Origin of the sequence: Psychroserpens jangbogonensis (assembly GCF_000797465.1) — a bacterium.
Taxonomy (GTDB): Bacteria; Bacteroidota; Bacteroidia; order Flavobacteriales; family Flavobacteriaceae; genus Psychroserpens; species Psychroserpens jangbogonensis.
On record NZ_JSWG01000015.1, the window covers coordinates 365,307 to 383,352 of the forward strand.

At 32.7% G+C, this 18,046-nt stretch carries 16 protein-coding genes and 1 other RNA gene; 8 read left to right on the forward strand and 9 right to left on the reverse strand.

The annotated features are described in order from the left end of the window. Window positions 1-115: 115 nt before the first annotated feature. The 3 genes from RH81_RS15355 to RH81_RS15365 all read right to left on the reverse strand — a co-directional run bounded on the left by RH81_RS15355 (window position 116) and on the right by RH81_RS15365 (window position 2,375). Window positions 116-865: a peptidase associated/transthyretin-like domain-containing protein gene (locus RH81_RS15355; RefSeq protein ID WP_033961958.1), complete on the reverse strand. Its 750-nt coding sequence runs from the start codon at window positions 863-865 to the stop codon at window positions 116-118. Between the two features lie 87 nt (window positions 866-952). Next, window positions 953-1,342 carry an acyl-CoA thioesterase gene (locus tag RH81_RS15360; RefSeq protein ID WP_033962209.1) on the reverse strand — a complete coding sequence of 130 codons (390 nt, stop codon included), beginning with the start codon at window positions 1,340-1,342 and terminating at the stop codon, window positions 953-955. 1 nt (window position 1,343) lies between these two features. Continuing rightward, the gene (locus tag RH81_RS15365; RefSeq protein WP_033961960.1) at window positions 1,344-2,375 is read right to left on the reverse strand and encodes a glutaminyl-peptide cyclotransferase; all 1,032 of its coding nucleotides are present in this window, start codon (window positions 2,373-2,375) and stop codon (window positions 1,344-1,346) included. 87 nt (window positions 2,376-2,462) lie between these two features. Between RH81_RS15365 and ffs the strand changes: the two genes are divergently transcribed. The 4 genes from ffs to fsa all read left to right on the forward strand — a co-directional run bounded on the left by ffs (window position 2,463) and on the right by fsa (window position 4,685). Then, window positions 2,463-2,561, forward strand: an RNA gene (gene ffs, locus RH81_RS16815) — signal recognition particle sRNA small type. A 61-nt stretch (window positions 2,562-2,622) separates the two neighbouring features. Beyond that, complete coding sequence (locus RH81_RS15370) at window positions 2,623-3,426, forward strand: SDR family oxidoreductase (RefSeq protein WP_033961961.1); 804 nt, start codon at window positions 2,623-2,625, stop codon at window positions 3,424-3,426. A 44-nt stretch (window positions 3,427-3,470) separates the two neighbouring features. Continuing rightward, on the forward strand, window positions 3,471-3,887 hold the full coding sequence (locus RH81_RS15375; RefSeq protein ID WP_033961962.1) for a hypothetical protein: 417 nt from the start codon (window positions 3,471-3,473) through the stop codon (window positions 3,885-3,887). A gap of 144 nt (window positions 3,888-4,031) precedes the next feature. Further along, the gene (gene fsa / locus RH81_RS15380; RefSeq protein ID WP_033961963.1) at window positions 4,032-4,685 is read left to right on the forward strand and encodes a fructose-6-phosphate aldolase; all 654 of its coding nucleotides are present in this window, start codon (window positions 4,032-4,034) and stop codon (window positions 4,683-4,685) included. 55 nt (window positions 4,686-4,740) lie between these two features. Here fsa and RH81_RS15385 read toward each other — a convergent pair whose 3' ends face one another. Beyond that, complete coding sequence (locus RH81_RS15385) at window positions 4,741-6,180, reverse strand: TlpA family protein disulfide reductase (protein WP_052172591.1); 1,440 nt, start codon at window positions 6,178-6,180, stop codon at window positions 4,741-4,743. A 187-nt stretch (window positions 6,181-6,367) separates the two neighbouring features. Between RH81_RS15385 and RH81_RS15390 the strand changes: the two genes are divergently transcribed. Continuing rightward, on the forward strand, window positions 6,368-7,993 hold the full coding sequence (locus RH81_RS15390; RefSeq protein ID WP_033961964.1) for an ABC-F family ATP-binding cassette domain-containing protein: 1,626 nt from the start codon (window positions 6,368-6,370) through the stop codon (window positions 7,991-7,993). A 33-nt stretch (window positions 7,994-8,026) separates the two neighbouring features. On the opposite strand, the gene RH81_RS15395 is transcribed toward RH81_RS15390, so the two are convergent. After that, window positions 8,027-8,263, reverse strand: coding sequence for a putative signal transducing protein (locus RH81_RS15395; protein WP_033961965.1), 237 nt, complete (start codon window positions 8,261-8,263; stop codon window positions 8,027-8,029). A 364-nt stretch (window positions 8,264-8,627) separates the two neighbouring features. Between RH81_RS15395 and katG the strand changes: the two genes are divergently transcribed. Beyond that, on the forward strand, window positions 8,628-10,829 hold the full coding sequence (katG, locus tag RH81_RS15400; protein WP_033961968.1) for a catalase/peroxidase HPI: 2,202 nt from the start codon (window positions 8,628-8,630) through the stop codon (window positions 10,827-10,829). Window positions 10,830-10,894: 65 nt separating this feature from the next. Here katG and RH81_RS15405 read toward each other — a convergent pair whose 3' ends face one another. Then, window positions 10,895-11,533 (reverse strand): peroxiredoxin, encoded by a 639-nt coding sequence (locus RH81_RS15405; protein WP_033961970.1) that lies wholly within the window; start codon window positions 11,531-11,533, stop codon window positions 10,895-10,897. A gap of 103 nt (window positions 11,534-11,636) precedes the next feature. After that, window positions 11,637-13,112, reverse strand: coding sequence for a Na+/H+ antiporter NhaC (gene nhaC, locus RH81_RS15410; RefSeq protein WP_033961973.1), 1,476 nt, complete (start codon window positions 13,110-13,112; stop codon window positions 11,637-11,639). A 397-nt stretch (window positions 13,113-13,509) separates the two neighbouring features. Between nhaC and RH81_RS15415 the strand changes: the two genes are divergently transcribed. After that, the gene (locus tag RH81_RS15415) at window positions 13,510-15,084 is read left to right on the forward strand and encodes a tail fiber domain-containing protein (RefSeq protein ID WP_033961976.1); all 1,575 of its coding nucleotides are present in this window, start codon (window positions 13,510-13,512) and stop codon (window positions 15,082-15,084) included. A gap of 85 nt (window positions 15,085-15,169) precedes the next feature. Then, the gene (locus RH81_RS15420; RefSeq protein WP_033961978.1) at window positions 15,170-16,192 is read left to right on the forward strand and encodes a metal-dependent hydrolase; all 1,023 of its coding nucleotides are present in this window, start codon (window positions 15,170-15,172) and stop codon (window positions 16,190-16,192) included. Between the two features lie 13 nt (window positions 16,193-16,205). On the opposite strand, the gene RH81_RS15425 is transcribed toward RH81_RS15420, so the two are convergent. Both RH81_RS15425 and RH81_RS15430 read right to left on the reverse strand, forming a co-directional pair. Continuing rightward, the gene (locus RH81_RS15425; RefSeq protein WP_033961981.1) at window positions 16,206-16,742 is read right to left on the reverse strand and encodes an OsmC family protein; all 537 of its coding nucleotides are present in this window, start codon (window positions 16,740-16,742) and stop codon (window positions 16,206-16,208) included. Next, the gene (locus RH81_RS15430) at window positions 16,735-18,045 is read right to left on the reverse strand and encodes a trans-sulfuration enzyme family protein (protein WP_052172592.1); all 1,311 of its coding nucleotides are present in this window, start codon (window positions 18,043-18,045) and stop codon (window positions 16,735-16,737) included. The genes RH81_RS15425 and RH81_RS15430 overlap by 8 nt, the downstream gene beginning before the upstream one ends. Window position 18,046 lies beyond the last annotated feature (1 nt).

The window sequence follows — 18,046 nt, forward strand, 5'->3', positions numbered from 1 at the left end:
TGTTTTAATGTCTACAGCGCAAGAGTGAAAAACCCAATACGTTTATGTGCTAAAAATAAAACTTTTGGAGCCAATTTGTAGTATAAAAACTAAATTTTAGTGCAATTCGTATAATTTAATTAGCTTTTTTTGATTCCTCTATAATCTTTTGAAATTCTTGACTACATATTACGAGTTCTTCCAGTAAAAAGACTTGCTTGTTTTTGGCTAATAATTTAGAATCGATTCCTTTAGAATCGCAGTAATCAAAGAAGAGAGCTTGATATTCTTTCGGAATGTTTAAATCGAAGGAAAGTAAAGCGTCATTAAAAAAACGATCTTTATTAAAGAGTGAATTAAATTCCTTGTAAGTAATAGGAACTATTGGTTCTTCTTTAGGTTTTTTGCTTTTGAAAAGACGACCAATCATACCAGCTATAGCAATAAAATCGATATTTCCGCTTGGTGCTGGAGTATATTGAATGGGATTACGTTTAATATCTTCTTTGAGTTGCTCATTGACCTGTGAAGCCATTTTAATAGAATCAAATTTTCGTTCACGCTCATCTCTTAAAAGCACAGCATCAAGTTCATTGATGGTTTTTTTAACTTCGATGACGACAATGTCCTCAAAATCTTGTTCTTTAATTGCAATAAATGTTTTAGTATGAAAAAGCGAACTAACATATAATGTGTCTTTTACTTTAGCTTGAATTTTAAAATCACCTTTGTCGTTGGTGTATGTCATGATATTTTGTGTGACATTAATAACTAAAGCACCTTTAACTGTCGTTTCTGCATCGTAAACTTTTCCATTAATATTTTGAGATAAAATACTAATTGGTAAGAGTAGTAGAAGTAGAATAACTAGTCTTTTAACGAACATAGATAAATTGGTTAGCTATTCAAATTAAGATAATTTGAACGACAACAAATACAAGATTATGATATTTTAACACTGATTGAGGTTGAACTATCTAAATAATTCAACAATCTCTTGAGTAATTCGAGTCGGTTTATTGGTTTCGTGTGACATTAAACACCAGATCGTTTCTGATGAACTCAGTAATTTACTTGTGTTTTGATTGTAAATTTCAACAATCCGAGTAGATCTAAGGCCTTCAGATTTAGTGACAAATGTCTTTAAGAGTAAACCATCACCTAAAATAGCTTCGGCTTTATATTGGATATGGTGACTTAGCATGACCCAGTAATAGTTGTCTCTAATAGTAGTTGACGTATTATCAATCCAGTTTTCTTCAGCAATATTTTGAACCCACTGTACATACGTGACGTTATTTACATGATTTCGAGCATCTAAATCTTCTGTTTTAACTGTGATTTTCTTTTCAAATATTAGCATATTATTTTTCAAATACTTCAACCTCAAATAGCTTATCCCAACGTTTACCTGTAACAAAAATCGTTTTGGTTTCTGGATTATATGCAATGCCATTAAGGACATCTAAACCTTGATGTTGGGTCACTAATTTACGCAAAGGCGAAAAGTCTATTACACCCTCTACAGCACCATTTTTTGGACTAATAATAGCGACACCATTTTTCTGATAACGATTGGCATAGATTTTACCGTTGATCCATTCCATTTCATTAATGCCTATAATTTTACCTCTATTAGTGTAAACTTGAAGTTTTGAATCTTCAGTAAGAGTTTCAGGATTTAGTAACCAGATGCTTTCTGTTCCGTCAGATTTGTAAAGCGTTATTCCGTCATTACAAATTCCCCATCCTTCTTTACTTTGACCATATTTAAAACTACTAGTTCTTTCAAAAGTATCAACATCATATACAAGTCCAGTATTTTCTCTCCACGTCAATTGGTAAATATTGTTATTTAATATACTTAGCCCTTCACCAAAATACTGCTGATTTAAATCTACATTTTTTAAGACTTCACCAGTTTTATAGTCAACTTTTCTAAGTTTAGATTCTCCATATTGACCAGTACTTTCATATAACTCACCATTATGAAATTCTAGACCTTGCGTATATGATGTAATATCGTGAGGATACTCGTTAACAATCTTATAGCTATATATTTTTGGGAGTTGGTTATTCAGGATTGTGATTTTGGAAGACACGTCCTCCTGTAAATCATCATATTTAATTGTAGCAGTAATATTTTGAACACCCAACCTTTGGTTATTTAAATCAAAAGATTCATTTACAGGGGTTCCATTTAGTTTGTAACTAACAGAAGAAATGTCAACCTTGTTTGGATTATTAATCGAAAGTTTAATAGTTTCTCCCAGTTTAGTAACATTATCTTTTGCATTTGTGGTAATCGAAAAGCTATTTGTTTTGCTTTCTGAATTTCCGCAATTGATTAATAATAGGGATAAAGCTATGAGAATGAAAGATTTAAATACCTGCATTTTTTATCGAATTTTGACGCAAGTTATTTAATAAAATTCGGTTTAAAAAATCATTGCAGAAGTATTAAAAGATTGTATCTTTGCAGTCGGCAAGTCCTACACAACCAGCTCCTGCTTAATCCTCCAGGTCGGGAACGAAGCAAAGGTACGTGGTCGTAGCGGTGTGATGTAGGTAGCTTGCCTTTTTTTGTGCGCTATACTTTCCTAATTATATTGTATTTTTAACTCCAAATAGCTTATTTAATTTATGTCAAAAGTTGTATTAATAACTGGAGGTTCTTCTGGTATTGGAAAATCTATAGGTGAATTTCTAACTACTAAAGGTTATGAAGTTTTTGGCACTAGCAGGAATCCAGATCGTTATCCAGCATCTAAATTCAGACTTCTAGCCTTAGATGTTGCTGATATCACTTCTATAGAAAATGCAATCAAAACTGTAGTTGAAACTTCTGGTAGGATAGATGTCCTTATAAATAATGCAGGTGCCGGAATTACTGGTCCTATTGAAGAAACTCCTGATGTAGAAATCAAGCGTAATTTTGAGACCAATCTTTTTGGACCAATCAATGTTATTAAAGCAGTTTTACCTCAAATGCGCCAACAAAATTCTGGTTTGATTATAAATATAACCTCTATTGCAGGTTATATGGGATTGCCATATCGCGGAATTTACAGCGCGAGCAAAGGTGCTTTAGAATTGATTACTGAAGCTTTTAGAATGGAAATTAAAGATTTCAGTATCCAAATGACCAATTTAGCTCCAGGTGATTTTGCGACTAATATTGCTGCAGGTCGCTTTCATGCACCAGTTACAAAAGGGTCACCTTATGAAACAAAATATGGTTCAGTTTTAAAAGCTATTGATGAAGACGTTGATAAAGGGAATGATCCATCATTAGTTGCAAATGCAGTTTACAAAATTATTAATACATCAAACCCAAAGATTCATTATAAGGTTGGTGCTTTTATGCAAAAGTTTTCTGTGGTATTAAAACGAATTCTACCAGACAAGGTTTATGAGAAATTACTTCTAAGTCATTATAAAATTTAAGTATTGGTATGTTTTTTGATGATAGGTTGCAAAACATAATCATCATGAAAAAACAATTATCTCTTCTGTTATTTTTATCATTTTTTATGTTCTCAGGTTGCGAAGATCTTTTAGATTGCATCCTGAATAGACGTCCAGAAATTCATGACAAAACATTTAAAGACGGGACAATTGATGTATACTATTACCAAGAAGTAACTACCGAAATCAAAAATGAACCTAGAGATGATGATTATGGGTATAATTATGATATTTATGGAGATTTACCAGACGGTTTACAAATGGTCGTAAACTATAGAACAGTATCTTTTGAAGGAATTCCAGAAGTAGATGGTAAATTCACTTTTACTTTATTGCTATATGTTGATCCACCATTAAATTACGATCATGATACTGATGAATATGAAGATGTAATGTGCTCTGAGTCGACTTCAAAAGAATTTACAATTACTATTAATTAATTATTATGTTGATATGTTTTGAAAAAAAGATATCATTTAACCTGTGTTAAAGTTGTAATTTCGTGGCTAGAAATAATCACAACTACGTTTCTTCTTTTCTGATATTAATTCAGAATAAATGTAGGAAATAAAAACACAGTTTATATGAAATTTTTTATTGATACAGCTAATCTTGATCAAATTAAAGAAGCTCAAGATATGGGTATTTTAGATGGAGTTACCACAAACCCATCATTAATGGCTAAGGAAGGAATTACTGGCCATGACAATATTATGAAGCATTATGTTAATATCTGCAATATTGTAGATGGTGATGTTTCTGCAGAAGTGATAGCTACAGATTTTGAAGGTATGGTTAGAGAAGGAGAAGCACTAGCAGAACTTCATGACCAAATTGTTGTTAAATTACCAATGATTAAAGACGGTATTAAAGCTTGTAAGTATTTTAATGATAAGGGTATTAAAACTAATGTCACATTAGTTTTTTCAGCAGGACAAGCTTTGTTAGCTGCTAAAGCTGGTGCAACTTATGTGTCTCCTTTTATTGGTCGTTTAGATGATATTTCAACTGACGGTTTAAACCTTATTGCAGAAATAAGAATGATTTATGATAATTACGGTTTTGAAACTGAAATTCTTGCAGCTTCTGTTCGCCATACAATGCATATTATAGATTGTGCAAAACTAGGAGCAGATGTTATGACTGGACCTTTAAGTTCAATTGTTGGATTATTGAAACATCCATTAACTGATCTAGGTTTAGAAAAGTTTTTAGCAGATTATAATAAAGGAAACTAAACGATACGTTTTTAGAATATTAGGCACTCTTGAATATTAATATTTAAGAGTGTTTTTATTTTAAGGTTGATGATTTAGATGAAGCCGTTTGTTTCTCTAAGCATTTAGTCATCTCTTCACTAAAAAGACCAATATTAGAGTTTACGATTTCCATTTGTTCATCAACTACAATTATTTTGTGGTTAAATGTAATTACAAACTTCTTTATAGCCTCAGAAGGATTAGCAAACTTATATTCGTATGCAGTAGGATAATGTAAAGACCTCACAGTCTTTTTCCAAAAGTGAAAATCATTATCACTAAAGTTAATGGCAATAAAATTTATTTCAGGAAATTTGGCTTTTAACTCCTTAATTTTAAAATGACTATTTCTTGAATGCATTTTAAAATTAGTTGACCAACAATAAATAACAGTTGGCGAATCAACAAGTGAGCTTAGTTCTATAGCATTACCGTTGTAATCAATTATGGCTGCATCTGAAAGCATATTCCCAGGTCTTAACTTATTTGCACCTGCAACAAGCGCTTTTAAATAGACTTTATCTTTAGGATTTGAACTTCTTTCAAGATAATAGTCAATCATCTCTCTTGTAGCATCCCGGTCATCTGTATTTAATACAAAATCTCTTATGGTATGTTTCAATAAATAATTTTTGATTTTTTCACTAGTAATAGTACTATTAATAAGTCTTAATTTTTCAATATTGTAGTCTAGGGCCATTCTGTCAAAAGCTTCATGATTCCTATCACTATAATATTGTTTTAAGGCAATGTTATTAAAATGCCAAAATAAGAATCTATTATAGACATACAATTCACTTAAACTTTCATTGTTAAGATCTACTTCATTTCTGTAATCATAAAAGCCTTCAGGTAAATCCTTAAAGTGAATCAATTTATTATTTCCGTAGTAACCAAACGGAAACATTTCAAAATATGCGTAATGGTTATAATCAATGCTAGATTTTACAATACTTTTAAATAAATCAGATGCAGGTTTATTTGCAAAAAACTCTTCAAAATAAGCTAACTTTTGTTTTCTGAGCTTGTTCATATGCTCTACAAAAACTTCAGGTTCTAAATGACTAGTATTCATGAACTCCTTATTTTCAATTTCGTCATCTAGAAACGATCTTATAAGGTAATTGTTCTTTTTCGAACCAGAACCAGTATAAACTAAGGACTCATCGAAATCATTGGTGTTTAATCTAAAAAACAGACTATCATTAGATTCCAATAAAATAGTTTGAAATTCTCCTCCATGCGTAAACGAAAACAATCCAGGTTTTAGACTGTCAATTTTATGAATAAATCTGTTGCGTTTATCAAGGTAAATAGTGTCTTTGCTTCCAAGTGTATTACTAAGTGTAATGTAGTTGTTACTTGGGTTAATAATTTCACCACCAAAATATGCGCAATCTCCTCGTTTGGAGCTAGAGTTTTCACAGCTAAAAACAAGTAATACGCTAAGAAATGAATAAAAATAAAATTTCATAAATATATTGTAGGTCGTTCAATAACGAAACAAAAATAGAGTTTGCAAATAGTAACTCTTGTTAATACGCTGTTAAATCTTGTGTATCCAATGTTTTCAAACAATTTGTTTCAAAAATAAATTAGTGCTAGTTGTTTCTTACAATGGATTGATTTTTCTACTTTTGCAAAAATTTAATACACAATATATGTTATCAGTTTCTAATCTTTCAGTTCAATTTGGTAAGCGTGTTCTATTTGATGAAGTAAATACTACTTTTAATAATGGGAATTGCTACGGAATTATAGGAGCCAATGGTGCAGGTAAATCGACTTTTTTAAAGATTATCGCAGGAAAACAGGATCCTACTTCTGGACATGTTCATTTAGAGCCAGGTAAGCGTATGTCTGTTTTAGAACAAAATCACAACCTATATGATGAGCATACAGTTTTAGAAACAATCATTATGGGTAATAAGCCATTGTTTAAACTCAAATCTGAAATTGATGCATTATATGCAGATTATACTGATGAGAATGCCGAAAAAATAGGAGAACTTCAAGTAGAATTTGAAGAAATGAATGGATGGAATGCAGACAGTGATGCTGCTTCGATGCTGTCAAACCTAGGAATTAAAGAAGGTTTTCATTATACTTTAATGAAAGACCTAGATGGTAAACAAAAAGTACGTGTGCTTTTAGCGCAAGCACTTTTTGGTAATCCTGATTTGTTAATAATGGATGAGCCTACCAATGATTTGGATTATGAAACTATTTCTTGGTTAGAGAATTTTTTGGCTAATTATGACAGTTGTGTTATAGTCGTTTCACACGATAGACACTTTCTAGATTCAGTATGTACACATATTTCTGATATTGACTTCGGAAAAATAAATCATTTCTCAGGTAACTATACATTCTGGTATGAGTCATCGCAATTAGCAGCTAGACAACATGCTCAGCAAAATAAAAAAGCTGAAGAGAAGAAAAAGGAATTAGAAGAATTTATAAGACGTTTCTCTGCAAATGTTGCCAAATCTAAGCAAGCAACAAGTAGAAAGAAAATGATTGAGAAATTAAATATTTCAGAAATTAGGCGTTCTAGTCGACGTTATCCTGCAATTATTTTTGAACGTGATCGTGAAGCTGGAGATCAAATTTTAAATATTGAAGGTTTAGCAGCTTCTATTGAAGGTGATACTCTATTTAGAGACATTGACATAAATCTTAATAAAGGAGATAAGGTTGTTGTGTTTTCTAAAGACTCTAGAGCAACAAGTGCATTTTATCAAATTATTAATGGTAAGGAAATGGCAGATGCTGGTAAATATTCTTGGGGAATTACAACATCTCAATCGTATTTACCTTTAGATAATAGTGAATACTTTGATAATAACTTAACACTTGTAGATTGGTTACGTCAATGGGCAACTACTGAAGAAGAGCGTGAAGAAGTATTTATTCGTGGTTTCTTAGGGAAAATGATCTTTAGCGGAGAAGAAGCACTTAAAACATCTAATGTTCTTTCAGGAGGAGAGAAGGTACGTTGTATGTTAAGTCGTATGATGATGGTTAGAGCAAATGTTTTAATGCTAGATGAACCAACAAACCATTTAGACTTAGAAACTATTACAGCATTTAATAATTCACTTAAAAACTTTAAGGGTACTGTTATGTTTACTTCGCATGATCACGAATTTTCTCAAACTGTTGCAAACAGAGTTATTGAATTAACACCAAGTGGGATTATAGATCGTTATATGACATTTGATGATTATATGAGAGATAAAAAGATAAAAGAACTACGTGATAAAATGTACGCGGTTACAGTTTAAAAAAAAAAGTCCTGAAGAAATTCAGGACTTTTTTTATATTTTAAGTTCTTCATTTACTTCGTTTAATATCGCGTTAGCTTTTTTTTCTTCTTCGTTGCTAACATACAACTCCTGAAATCCTTGTATAGATGCTCCAAAGCCAGCTAAACGACCAGATTCAGATTCATCTTTTACAATAGGAGTAATACCAGCGATTTCAAGTCGGTCTCTCAACATTTGGACAACGATAAAGTTCCCAGAGAATAATTTTGTATAATTTGTATCAGTCATAATTATGTGCTTTTAGTTCAATAGTTAAGTTACAAAAAATATGCCATTTTATTTAATTATTGCTCTACATATTAAAATGTTAAATATTTTATAATTAGTTGTTATTTTGTTTAATCTTTTTGTATATTTGTTAAACATTAAAGATATTTATCGCTTGATAATATTTTGATTGATTTAGTTAGGTTGTTGAAAAGCCATGTTTTTAAAGCATGGCTTTTTTAGTTTACCTGTATTACATTCTCCATTTCACTTTTATTAAAAATAACTTTTATCAATTTAATGATAGCATATAAAAATAAGTTAATGCCATGTTTTTGGTTTGTAAATTTTTAACTTTGAGAAGAAACAAATTAAAACTAATACTATGGATAACTCTAATATTAAAAATGATTCAAGTCAATGCCCATTTTTGAGTGGGACTCAAAAAAAGAGTGCTGGAGGAGGAACGAGTAATCGTGATTGGTGGCCGAATGAATTGAAATTGAATATTTTACGTCAAAATGCAACAAAAAATGACCCCTTGGGAGAAGGTTTTGATTATGCCAAAGCGTTTAGTAGTATTAATTATAATGACTTAAAGAAAGATCTTATTAATTTAATGACCGATTCTCAAGATTGGTGGCCAGCAGATTATGGACATTATGGTGGATTTATGATTCGTATGGCTTGGCATAGTGCAGGAACATACCGAGTTGGAGATGGTCGAGGAGGAGCAGGTACAGGTACGCATCGTTTTGCACCTTTAAATAGTTGGCCTGATAACGGAAACTTAGATAAGGCTCGTCTATTATTATGGCCAGTTAAAAAGAAATATGGAAATAAAATCTCTTGGGCAGATTTAATGGTTTTAGCAGGAAACTGTGCACTAGAATCAATGGGCTTTCCAACATTTGGGTTTGCTGGAGGTCGTGAAGATGTTTGGGAACCAGAACAAGACGTTTATTGGGGAAGTGAGACAGGATGGTTAAATAATGACGAACGTTATGATACAAGTGATGGTGATTTAGAAGGGCATTTAGGAGCAGTACACATGGGATTGATCTATGTAAATCCAGAAGGACCAAATGGTGAACCAGATCCATTAAAATCGGCACACGATATTAGAATCACTTTTGGACGTATGGCAATGAATGATGAAGAAACGGTTGCCTTAGTGGCTGGTGGTCATACGTTTGGTAAAGCGCATGGAGCGGCAGATCCAGATAAATATGTTGGAGCTGAACCTCATGGAGCTTCTATTGAAGAAATGAGTACAGGTTGGAAAAACTCTTTCGGAACAGGAGTCTTAGATGATGCTATTACCAGTGGAATTGAAGGTGCATGGACACCAAACCCAATACGCTGGGATGATGACTTTTTTGATGTATTATTAAACTATAACTGGGAATTAACTAAAAGTCCAGCTGGAGCTCATCAATGGACACCTACAGCAGATTCAAATGCTAAAATGGCACCAAAAGCGGGAGATGCAAATGGTAAACAAGCATTAATGATGACAACCGCAGATATGGCTCTAAAAATGGATCCAGGATTCTTAAAAATATCACAGCGTTTTCATAACGATCATAAAGCGTTCGAAGATGCTTTTGCACGTGCATGGTACAAATTAACACATCGTGATATGGGGCCAATTGGACGTTATTTAGGTCCTGAAGTACCTAAAGAGGAGTTATTGTGGCAAGATCCAATTCCAACTATTAATTATACGCTTAACGAAGCTGATATTGCTTCTTTAAAGAAAATGGTTTTAGCTTCTGGTTTATCAATTCCTCAATTGGTTACAACGGCTTGGGCTTCTGCTTCTACTTTTAGGGGGTCAGATATGCGTGGTGGTGCAAATGGTGGACGTTTACGATTAGAACCTCAAAGAAGTTGGGAAGTAAACAATCCAACAGAACTAAATAAAGTATTGAATGTTCTAGAAGATATTCAAAATAAATTTAATGGTACTATCTCTATGGCAGATTTAATTGTTCTAGCAGGTACTGCTGGAGTTGAAGAAGCTGCAAAAAATGCAGGTCATAATATTTCCGTACCCTTCACACAAGGTAGAGGTGATGCGTCGCAAGAACAAACAGATTTAGAATCATTTGGATATTTGGAGCCAATTGCTGATGGTTTTAGAAACTACATGAACTCTAAGCTAAGCGTTGCTGCTGAAGATTTATTAGTAGATCGAGCTAATTTATTAACCCTATCTATACCACAAATGACTGCTTTAGTTGGTGGTTTACGCGTGTTAGGAGCGAATTATGATGGATCTAAAAATGGAGTGTTTACAGATAATGTAGGAAGTTTAACGAATGATTTCTTTACTAACATTCTTGATTTCTCAATAACTTGGAAAGCAGCTACATCTGATGAAAAAGAATTTATTGGTCGTAATCGAAGAACAGGAGCAATGAAATTTTCTGGAACTCGTGCAGACTTAATATTTGGTTCTAATACTGAATTAAGAGCAGTTTGTGAAGTCTATGGAGCTAATGATGGACAAGAACGTTTTGTAAACGATTTTGGGGCAGCTTGGACAAAAGTGATGAACCTTGATCGCTTTGATTTAAACTAATATTTAATTATATAAAAAAAAGCCATTCATATCGAGTGGCTTTTTTTTATTTATATAAACTAAAACTAGTTCACGTGATTTTCTAAAAAGTCTGCGACACCTTCATGTGTTGCTTGCATTCCAACTTTTCCTTTATTCCAATTTGCAGGACAAACTTCTCCGTTTTCTTCAACAAATTGTAAAGCATCAACCATACGCAAAGCTTCATCTACATTTCTACCTAATGGTAAATCATTGACAATTTGGTGACGCACAATACCTTCTTTGTCAATTAAGAATAAACCTCTATAAGCAACTAATTCTCCAGTCGTTTGTAACATGTCATTTTCGTCATAAAAATACTCACCAGCTAAAACGTCGTAGTTTTTAGAAATAGTCTTATTAGTATCTGCAACTAAAGGATAAGTAACTCCCTTTATGCCACCATGATTTTTTTCTACTTGTAACCAACCAAAGTGTGATTGTTCTGTATCTGTTGACACTGCAATAACTTCAGTGTTTCTAGCTTTAAATTCTTCTAATTTTTCCTGAAAAGCATGCAATTCAGTTGGACATACAAATGTGAAATCTTTTGGGTAAAAAAACAACACAACGTGTTTTTCTCCAATGAATTGATCTAATGAAAAACCATCTACAAATTCGCGACCATTTACAACCGCTTGTGCATTAAATTGAGGTGCTTTTTTTCCTACTAATACAGCCATTATTATCTATTTTTTGAGTTAAAATTATAATTCGACTGCAAAGATATACAATGCTATAAGATTTACAATGACTAAGTATTTTAAAAACTTATAAAGCTATAGATTAGTTTAATTTACCTTTTATCATTTTAATTTTTATTCTAAAAGCGGCAAATAATAAGGTTGTAAATGGACTTAGCCAATTAAATATCGCATAAGCAAAATATTCTCCAACTCCAACGCCTAAGACACTTGATTGGTAGGCTCCACAGGTATTCCACGGAATTAAAACCGAAGTCACTGTTCCGGCATCTTCTAGTGTTCTACTTAAATTTTCAGGTGCTAAGCCTTTATCTTCATAAGCCTGTTTAAACATTTTACCTGGAATAACCAACGCTAAATATTGATCTGAAGCTATAATGTTTAACCCTAAACAGCTTACAACAGTACTTGCAAATAATCCAAAAATTGTTGATGTGATTGATAATAGAGCTTGAGTGATTCGAGACAAGGCTCCAATGGCATCCATAATTCCACCAAATACTATTGCACAAATAACGAGATACACAGTCCAAAGCATGCCTTGCATTCCTTTAGCTGAAAAAAGTTCATTTAGTTTTTTATCATCTGTATCAAGAGTAGTTTCAAAAAATATTGAATTAATTACAGCCTTAAATTCAGAATCAGCTAATCCAAAGAGTACATCAGACTGAAAAATTAAAGCAAAAATAGCGGCTAAAATAACACCGATTCCTAGGGCAATTAATGGTTTAGCTTTTACTAATATTAATGATACTACTCCAAGCGGCACTAAAAACAACCAAGGAGTTATATTAAATGTTGAATCAATTGTGTTCAAAAAATTCGTGACATCAGTACTACCAGTAGTTTCTATCGAGAAACTAATTACGCTGAAAAAAATAAGAGTAATAATAATTGTTGGAATTGTAGTAATACTCATGTATCGAATATGAGTAAATAAGTCTGTTCCTGCCATAGCAGGCGCTAAGTTTGTTGTATCACTTAATGGAGACATTTTATCACCAAAATAAGCACCAGAAATGACTGCTCCTGCAATCATGCCTGGATTAATACCTAATGCGGTTCCAATCCCTACAAGAGCTATACCTACTGTCGCAGAGGTTGTCCAAGAACTTCCTGTTGCTATAGATATAAGTGCTGCAATAATTACAGATGCTGGTAAAAATATTTCCGGACTTAAAACTTTCAATCCATAAAACACCATGGCAGGAATAACACCACTCACCAACCAAGTTCCAGCTAAAGCTCCAACTAATAATAAAATCATTACAGGAATAAAAGCTGTTTTTATATTCTCCCAAACTTCTTTTACCATAAGCATTGGTGGAACTTTGTTTAAAAAACCTCCAATCATTGCCACAAAAGCACCCATTAATAAAATGAGTTGATTCGTGTAATCTCCTAGCCATAATTGATCTTCAACAAAAAAGATATTGTACGCTAGTAATCCCATTAAAATAACGACTGGAACCAGAGCTTCAAAAATATTCAGCTCTTTGTTTTTTACTATAGTTTGTTTATCAGCTTTGAATTTGGAAATATTGTCGTCGTCTTGCATTTAATAGGTGTTTAGTTTTGTAATGTTACGATTTTGTGGTGCGAATTGCAAATGACATTTTACAACTTAAATGGATATTGAATTACAATTGGTTTTACTATAACATTGTTCTTTAATTATTTAGGACTAAAAACTAATATTGAATGTTTTTCAGGAATCTGCATTTAAATTTTACTAGTTTTTATAGACGAATAGTTGAAAACACCTATACATAACCACCCATTTTGTACAATTTGTATTAATAATAAAAATAATTTTTTTCTAAAAGTCAATGAGAACCTATGATGTTCATGATTGTGGATTGATTTATCATATTGTATGGTTTTTATGAACGATAGTTTTAAGTGAACGAGATAAACTTAATTAAATTTATTTCATACTCAAAAATCCTGTTCAAATGAAATCAGTTTTATATTTTCTATTCGTTTTATTCTTAACGTTTTCATTACACGCGCAAGTAGGAATTGGTACAACTTCTCCTAATGGAGCTCTTGAAATAACATCAACAACTGAAGGTTTATTAATTCCCAGAGTTGTTTTAACAGCCACAACAACAATTACAGTAGCAACACCTATTGCATCAGAACTTGTATACAATACAAATACAGCTGGAGATGTTACTCCAGGGTTTTATTACTTAAGTTCTGTTACAGGACCTTGGGTGAGATTGGCAGCAGGATCAACAGGTTGGTTAACCACTGGGAATGCGGACATTGTGGATGGTACAAATTTTTTAGGGACAACTAATAATATTGATGTTGCGTTTAGAAGAAATAGTGCGGCTGCTGGAAAAATAGGCGATTCAAATACATCTTATGGAGTTGGAGCTGCAAATACAGGAGTCGGTATCCAAAATACGGCCTTTGGTGTAAACACATTACTATCAAAGACAAATGGATCTGCTAATACTGCAATTGGTTGGAGTACTTTATCAGGATTAGGTACTTATGATAATGTTACTGCTTTAGGGTTTGAAGCTGGAAATTCTAATACAGCATCTAATGGTACTTTAATCGGTTTTCAAGCAGGTGCTAATAATCAAGGCGATAGATTTTTAGCTCTCGGTTTTCAAGCAGGTACAAATAATAGAGCAGCAAATAATATAGCTATTGGAACAAATGCTTTGGACAATCATTTAAGTAATGCTTCCGGTCAAAATATTGGTATTGGAACTAATGCCATGGGTGGAGGTTCTGGAAGTGGTACTACCGTTTCTCAAAACGTAGCCATTGGGTTTGGTGCTGGACAATCAATTCAATCTATTAATAATGTGGCTGTAGGTAATAACGCGATGCTACAGGTAACATCTGGACAGGCTAATGTAGCCATTGGCTCTGGTGCAATGACGCAAGGGAATACAGGTTTTAATACTGCAATTGGAACAGAAGCCTTATTTAATGCCTCAGGAAATAATAATGTTGCAATAGGATATCAGGCTGCTAGGACTAATGCAGCTGGTAGTAATAGTGTAATTATTGGGTATCAGGCTAATGCTTCTAACCTCGCGAATACTGTATGTGTTGGATTTCAAGCGACAGCAACAGCCAGCAATCAAATACAATTAGGAAATGCAGCAATTTCTACAGCAAGAGTTCAAGTAGGTTGGACTATTACTTCAGATAGACGTTTTAAATCTAACATTGAAACATCAGAGTTGGGTTTAGATTTCATTAAAACACTACGTCCTGTATCATATTTTCGTAAAAATGCGGACAATAAAAAAACCGAGTATGGTTTTATTGCACAAGAATTAGAACAGGCTTTAAAAAATGCTGGTGCTTCTAATAATGGGATTATTTTAAAAGATGCTGCTGGTATGTATGGAGTTAGGTATAATGATTTTATACCAATGACTGTAAAAGCTGTACAAGAGCAACAAGAATTAATAGAAGAACTTCAAAAACAAAATGCAGCACTTTTAAAAGCAAACGCTGCAATATTAAAACGCTTAGACGCCTTAGAAAGCAAATAATCTAGTTCATCATTCATAGTTTACACACTATGTTTTTAAAATACTTTATGACATTTGAAATGCTTAATGTAAATTCGCATTTCATATGGATTCATTAACTCAAATTGTTCTTGGCGCTGCTTGTGGTGAAGCTGTTTTAGGAAAAAAAATCGGAAATAGGGCTTTGCTTTTTGGAGCTCTGGGAGGAACTATACCTGATTTGGATGTCTTAATTGGTGGTCTTCTGTATAACAATGAAATTGATGCAATGCTCTTCCATAGAGGTTTTATGCATTCTATCTTTTTTGCTTTTCTGGCTTCTCTTTTATTCGGTTGGTTAGTTCATAAACTTTATAATTCTGGTAAAAGAATTGATACAACGACTCAAAAAGATTGGATTTCTTTATTTTTTTGGTCACTATTTACACATCCAATTTTAGATTGCTTTACACCTTATGGAACGCAATTGTTCGCACCAATAAGTGATTATCGTGTCGCTTTTAATAATATTGCAGTTGTAGATCCTGTATATACTGTGCCATTTTTATTGTGTATGATTATTTTGATGTTTTTTAAGCGACAAAATAATACGCGTAAACTATGGTTGAAACTTGGAGTAGGCATCAGTTCGGTATATATGATATTTACGCTTATCAATAAATTATATGTTGATAGTGTATTTAAATCGTCTTTGGCTGATAAAGGAATTTCTTATAATCGTTTTAGTGCACAACCTTCAATTTTGAATAATATCTTATGGTATGGAATTGCAGAAACTGAAGAGAATTATCATGTGGCGTTTTATTCATTGCTTGATATTTCAAATCAATTTTCAGAATGGCAAGTTTTACCAAAAACAAGAGATTTAACATCAGAAAATTTTGAAGATATTAAAGATTTAGCTTGGTTTAGTAATGATTATTATAATGTCACAAAGTTAGAAGATGGAGACTTTCTTTATAAAGATTTAAGATATCCTCTCGTAAAAACTAAAAAAGGGTATAAAGCTGTTTTCAATTTAAAACTTTACAAAACTAACAATCGTTTAGATATGAAACCATTTGCTCCAGAAATGGATGATTTTAAATTTACAATGAATGCACTTTGGATTAGAATGAAGGGAATCTAAAAAATACTTAATACTAGGATTTTAATTCTCCAATTAACTTCACTTTATTTTTTATGGTATTATAATTTGGAGAGTGCATAATTACTCGTTCGATTAACCTCTCATATTGTTCTTGTGTTCCGTTTCCTTGAACATGGAAAATAAATTTTAATTCTGGGAAACCAGGATTAATTTCAGGATTTAAACCAAGGAAGCCTTGTAAATCTAATTCACCATCAATCTCAAGTTGCAATTGATTTATTTCTATATTCATTGCAGTTGCTCCAGCCATAAACGTAACAGCCATACATCCTGCCATGCCACCAAGCATATATTCAGCTGGATTTGGTGCCGAGTTAACACCAAGTAATTGAGTGGGCTCATCTATAGTAAAATTGAAATCACGAATAAGTTTGTGTTCACCAAGAATCATGTTTTTTGTTGATACTGTTGTTTTTGTTCCACTTTCCCAATTAAGATTTATGCCATAAGAAGCCTTTCCTTGAATATTTTGCTCTTTTACTTCGTTAGCATATTCGCTTAGACCTGCAATATTTATATTATTAAGCATAGTTAGGTTGTTTTTTAAATATAGAATGTATGGCTTGATCAAAATCTGATATTAAATCTTCAATGTCCTCAACACCTACAGAAAGACGTATGAGTCCGTCGTTAATACCAATTGCTTTTTGTTGTTCTTTCGTTAGTGATGCTTGAGATGTATTATAAGGTAATGAAATGAGGCTTTCTACACCTCCAAGACTTGTAGCTTCTTTAGGTAATTTTAAGAGCTTCAATAGGGTATGAGCATTATTATCTCCACCTTCAATTTCAAAACTAACCATACCAGAATTTTTGCCTTTTAATTGACTTTTGGCTAACTCGTGCTGATCATGTGAAGCTAATCCAGGATAGTACACCTTATTAATATTTGGATGATTTTCTAAATATGTAGCTAAGGCTAGGGCATTGGTGTTATGTGTTCGCATGCGTAAAGCGAAAGTTTTAAGGCTACGCTCTAATAAAAAACATGCATGTGGATCCATCGAACCTCCATTCTTTAGCATTTGTGGCCATAAACGATCTACTAATTTTCTAGAACCTGAAACTGTACCTCCAATTAAATCTGAATGACCATTCAAATATTTTGTAGCAGAGTTTACAACTAAATCAACACCTAAATCTAAAGGCTTTACATTGTAAGGAGTTAAGAATGTGTTGTCAATAATTACTCTTACGTTATACTTTTTTCCTAACGCTACAATAGCTTCAATTGGTGTGATCTTTAATAAAGGATTTGTTAATGCTTCAAAGTATAATATTTTAGTATTGTCTTGGATTGCTGCTTCAATGTCTTCAATATCTGTAGGAGAGGTAAAGGTCACAGACATTCCATATTTATCTAAATCTTCATATAAAAAATTATAGGTTCCACCATAAATATCTCGTGATGAAACTACATGACTTCCTTTGTCTAGTAAGCCTAGAATTGCTGTCGAAATTGCTGCCATTCCCGAAGAAAACACAATTGAACTTTCGGCATTTTCTAGGGCTGATAATTTTTCTTGAACACTCCATTGCGAAGGATTTCCGTAACGTGTATAAATCATTTCATCTCTTCCACGTCCTTCTTCAATCGCTTCATATGAAGATTCATTAAGATAAAACGTTGAACATTGAAAAATTGGTGTTCCAAGGGCACCTGTTACAGGATCATCATATTGGCCAGCGTGAATAGCTTTAGTAGATTCGTTATAACTTTCGTATCTGTTTGTGCCTAGTGTAGGACCTTGTGACCTTTTACGCTTAAGATCATTAAACCAAATATCACCTTCCTTTCTTTTTTCTTCAATTCCTTGATAACTTTTTTTCATA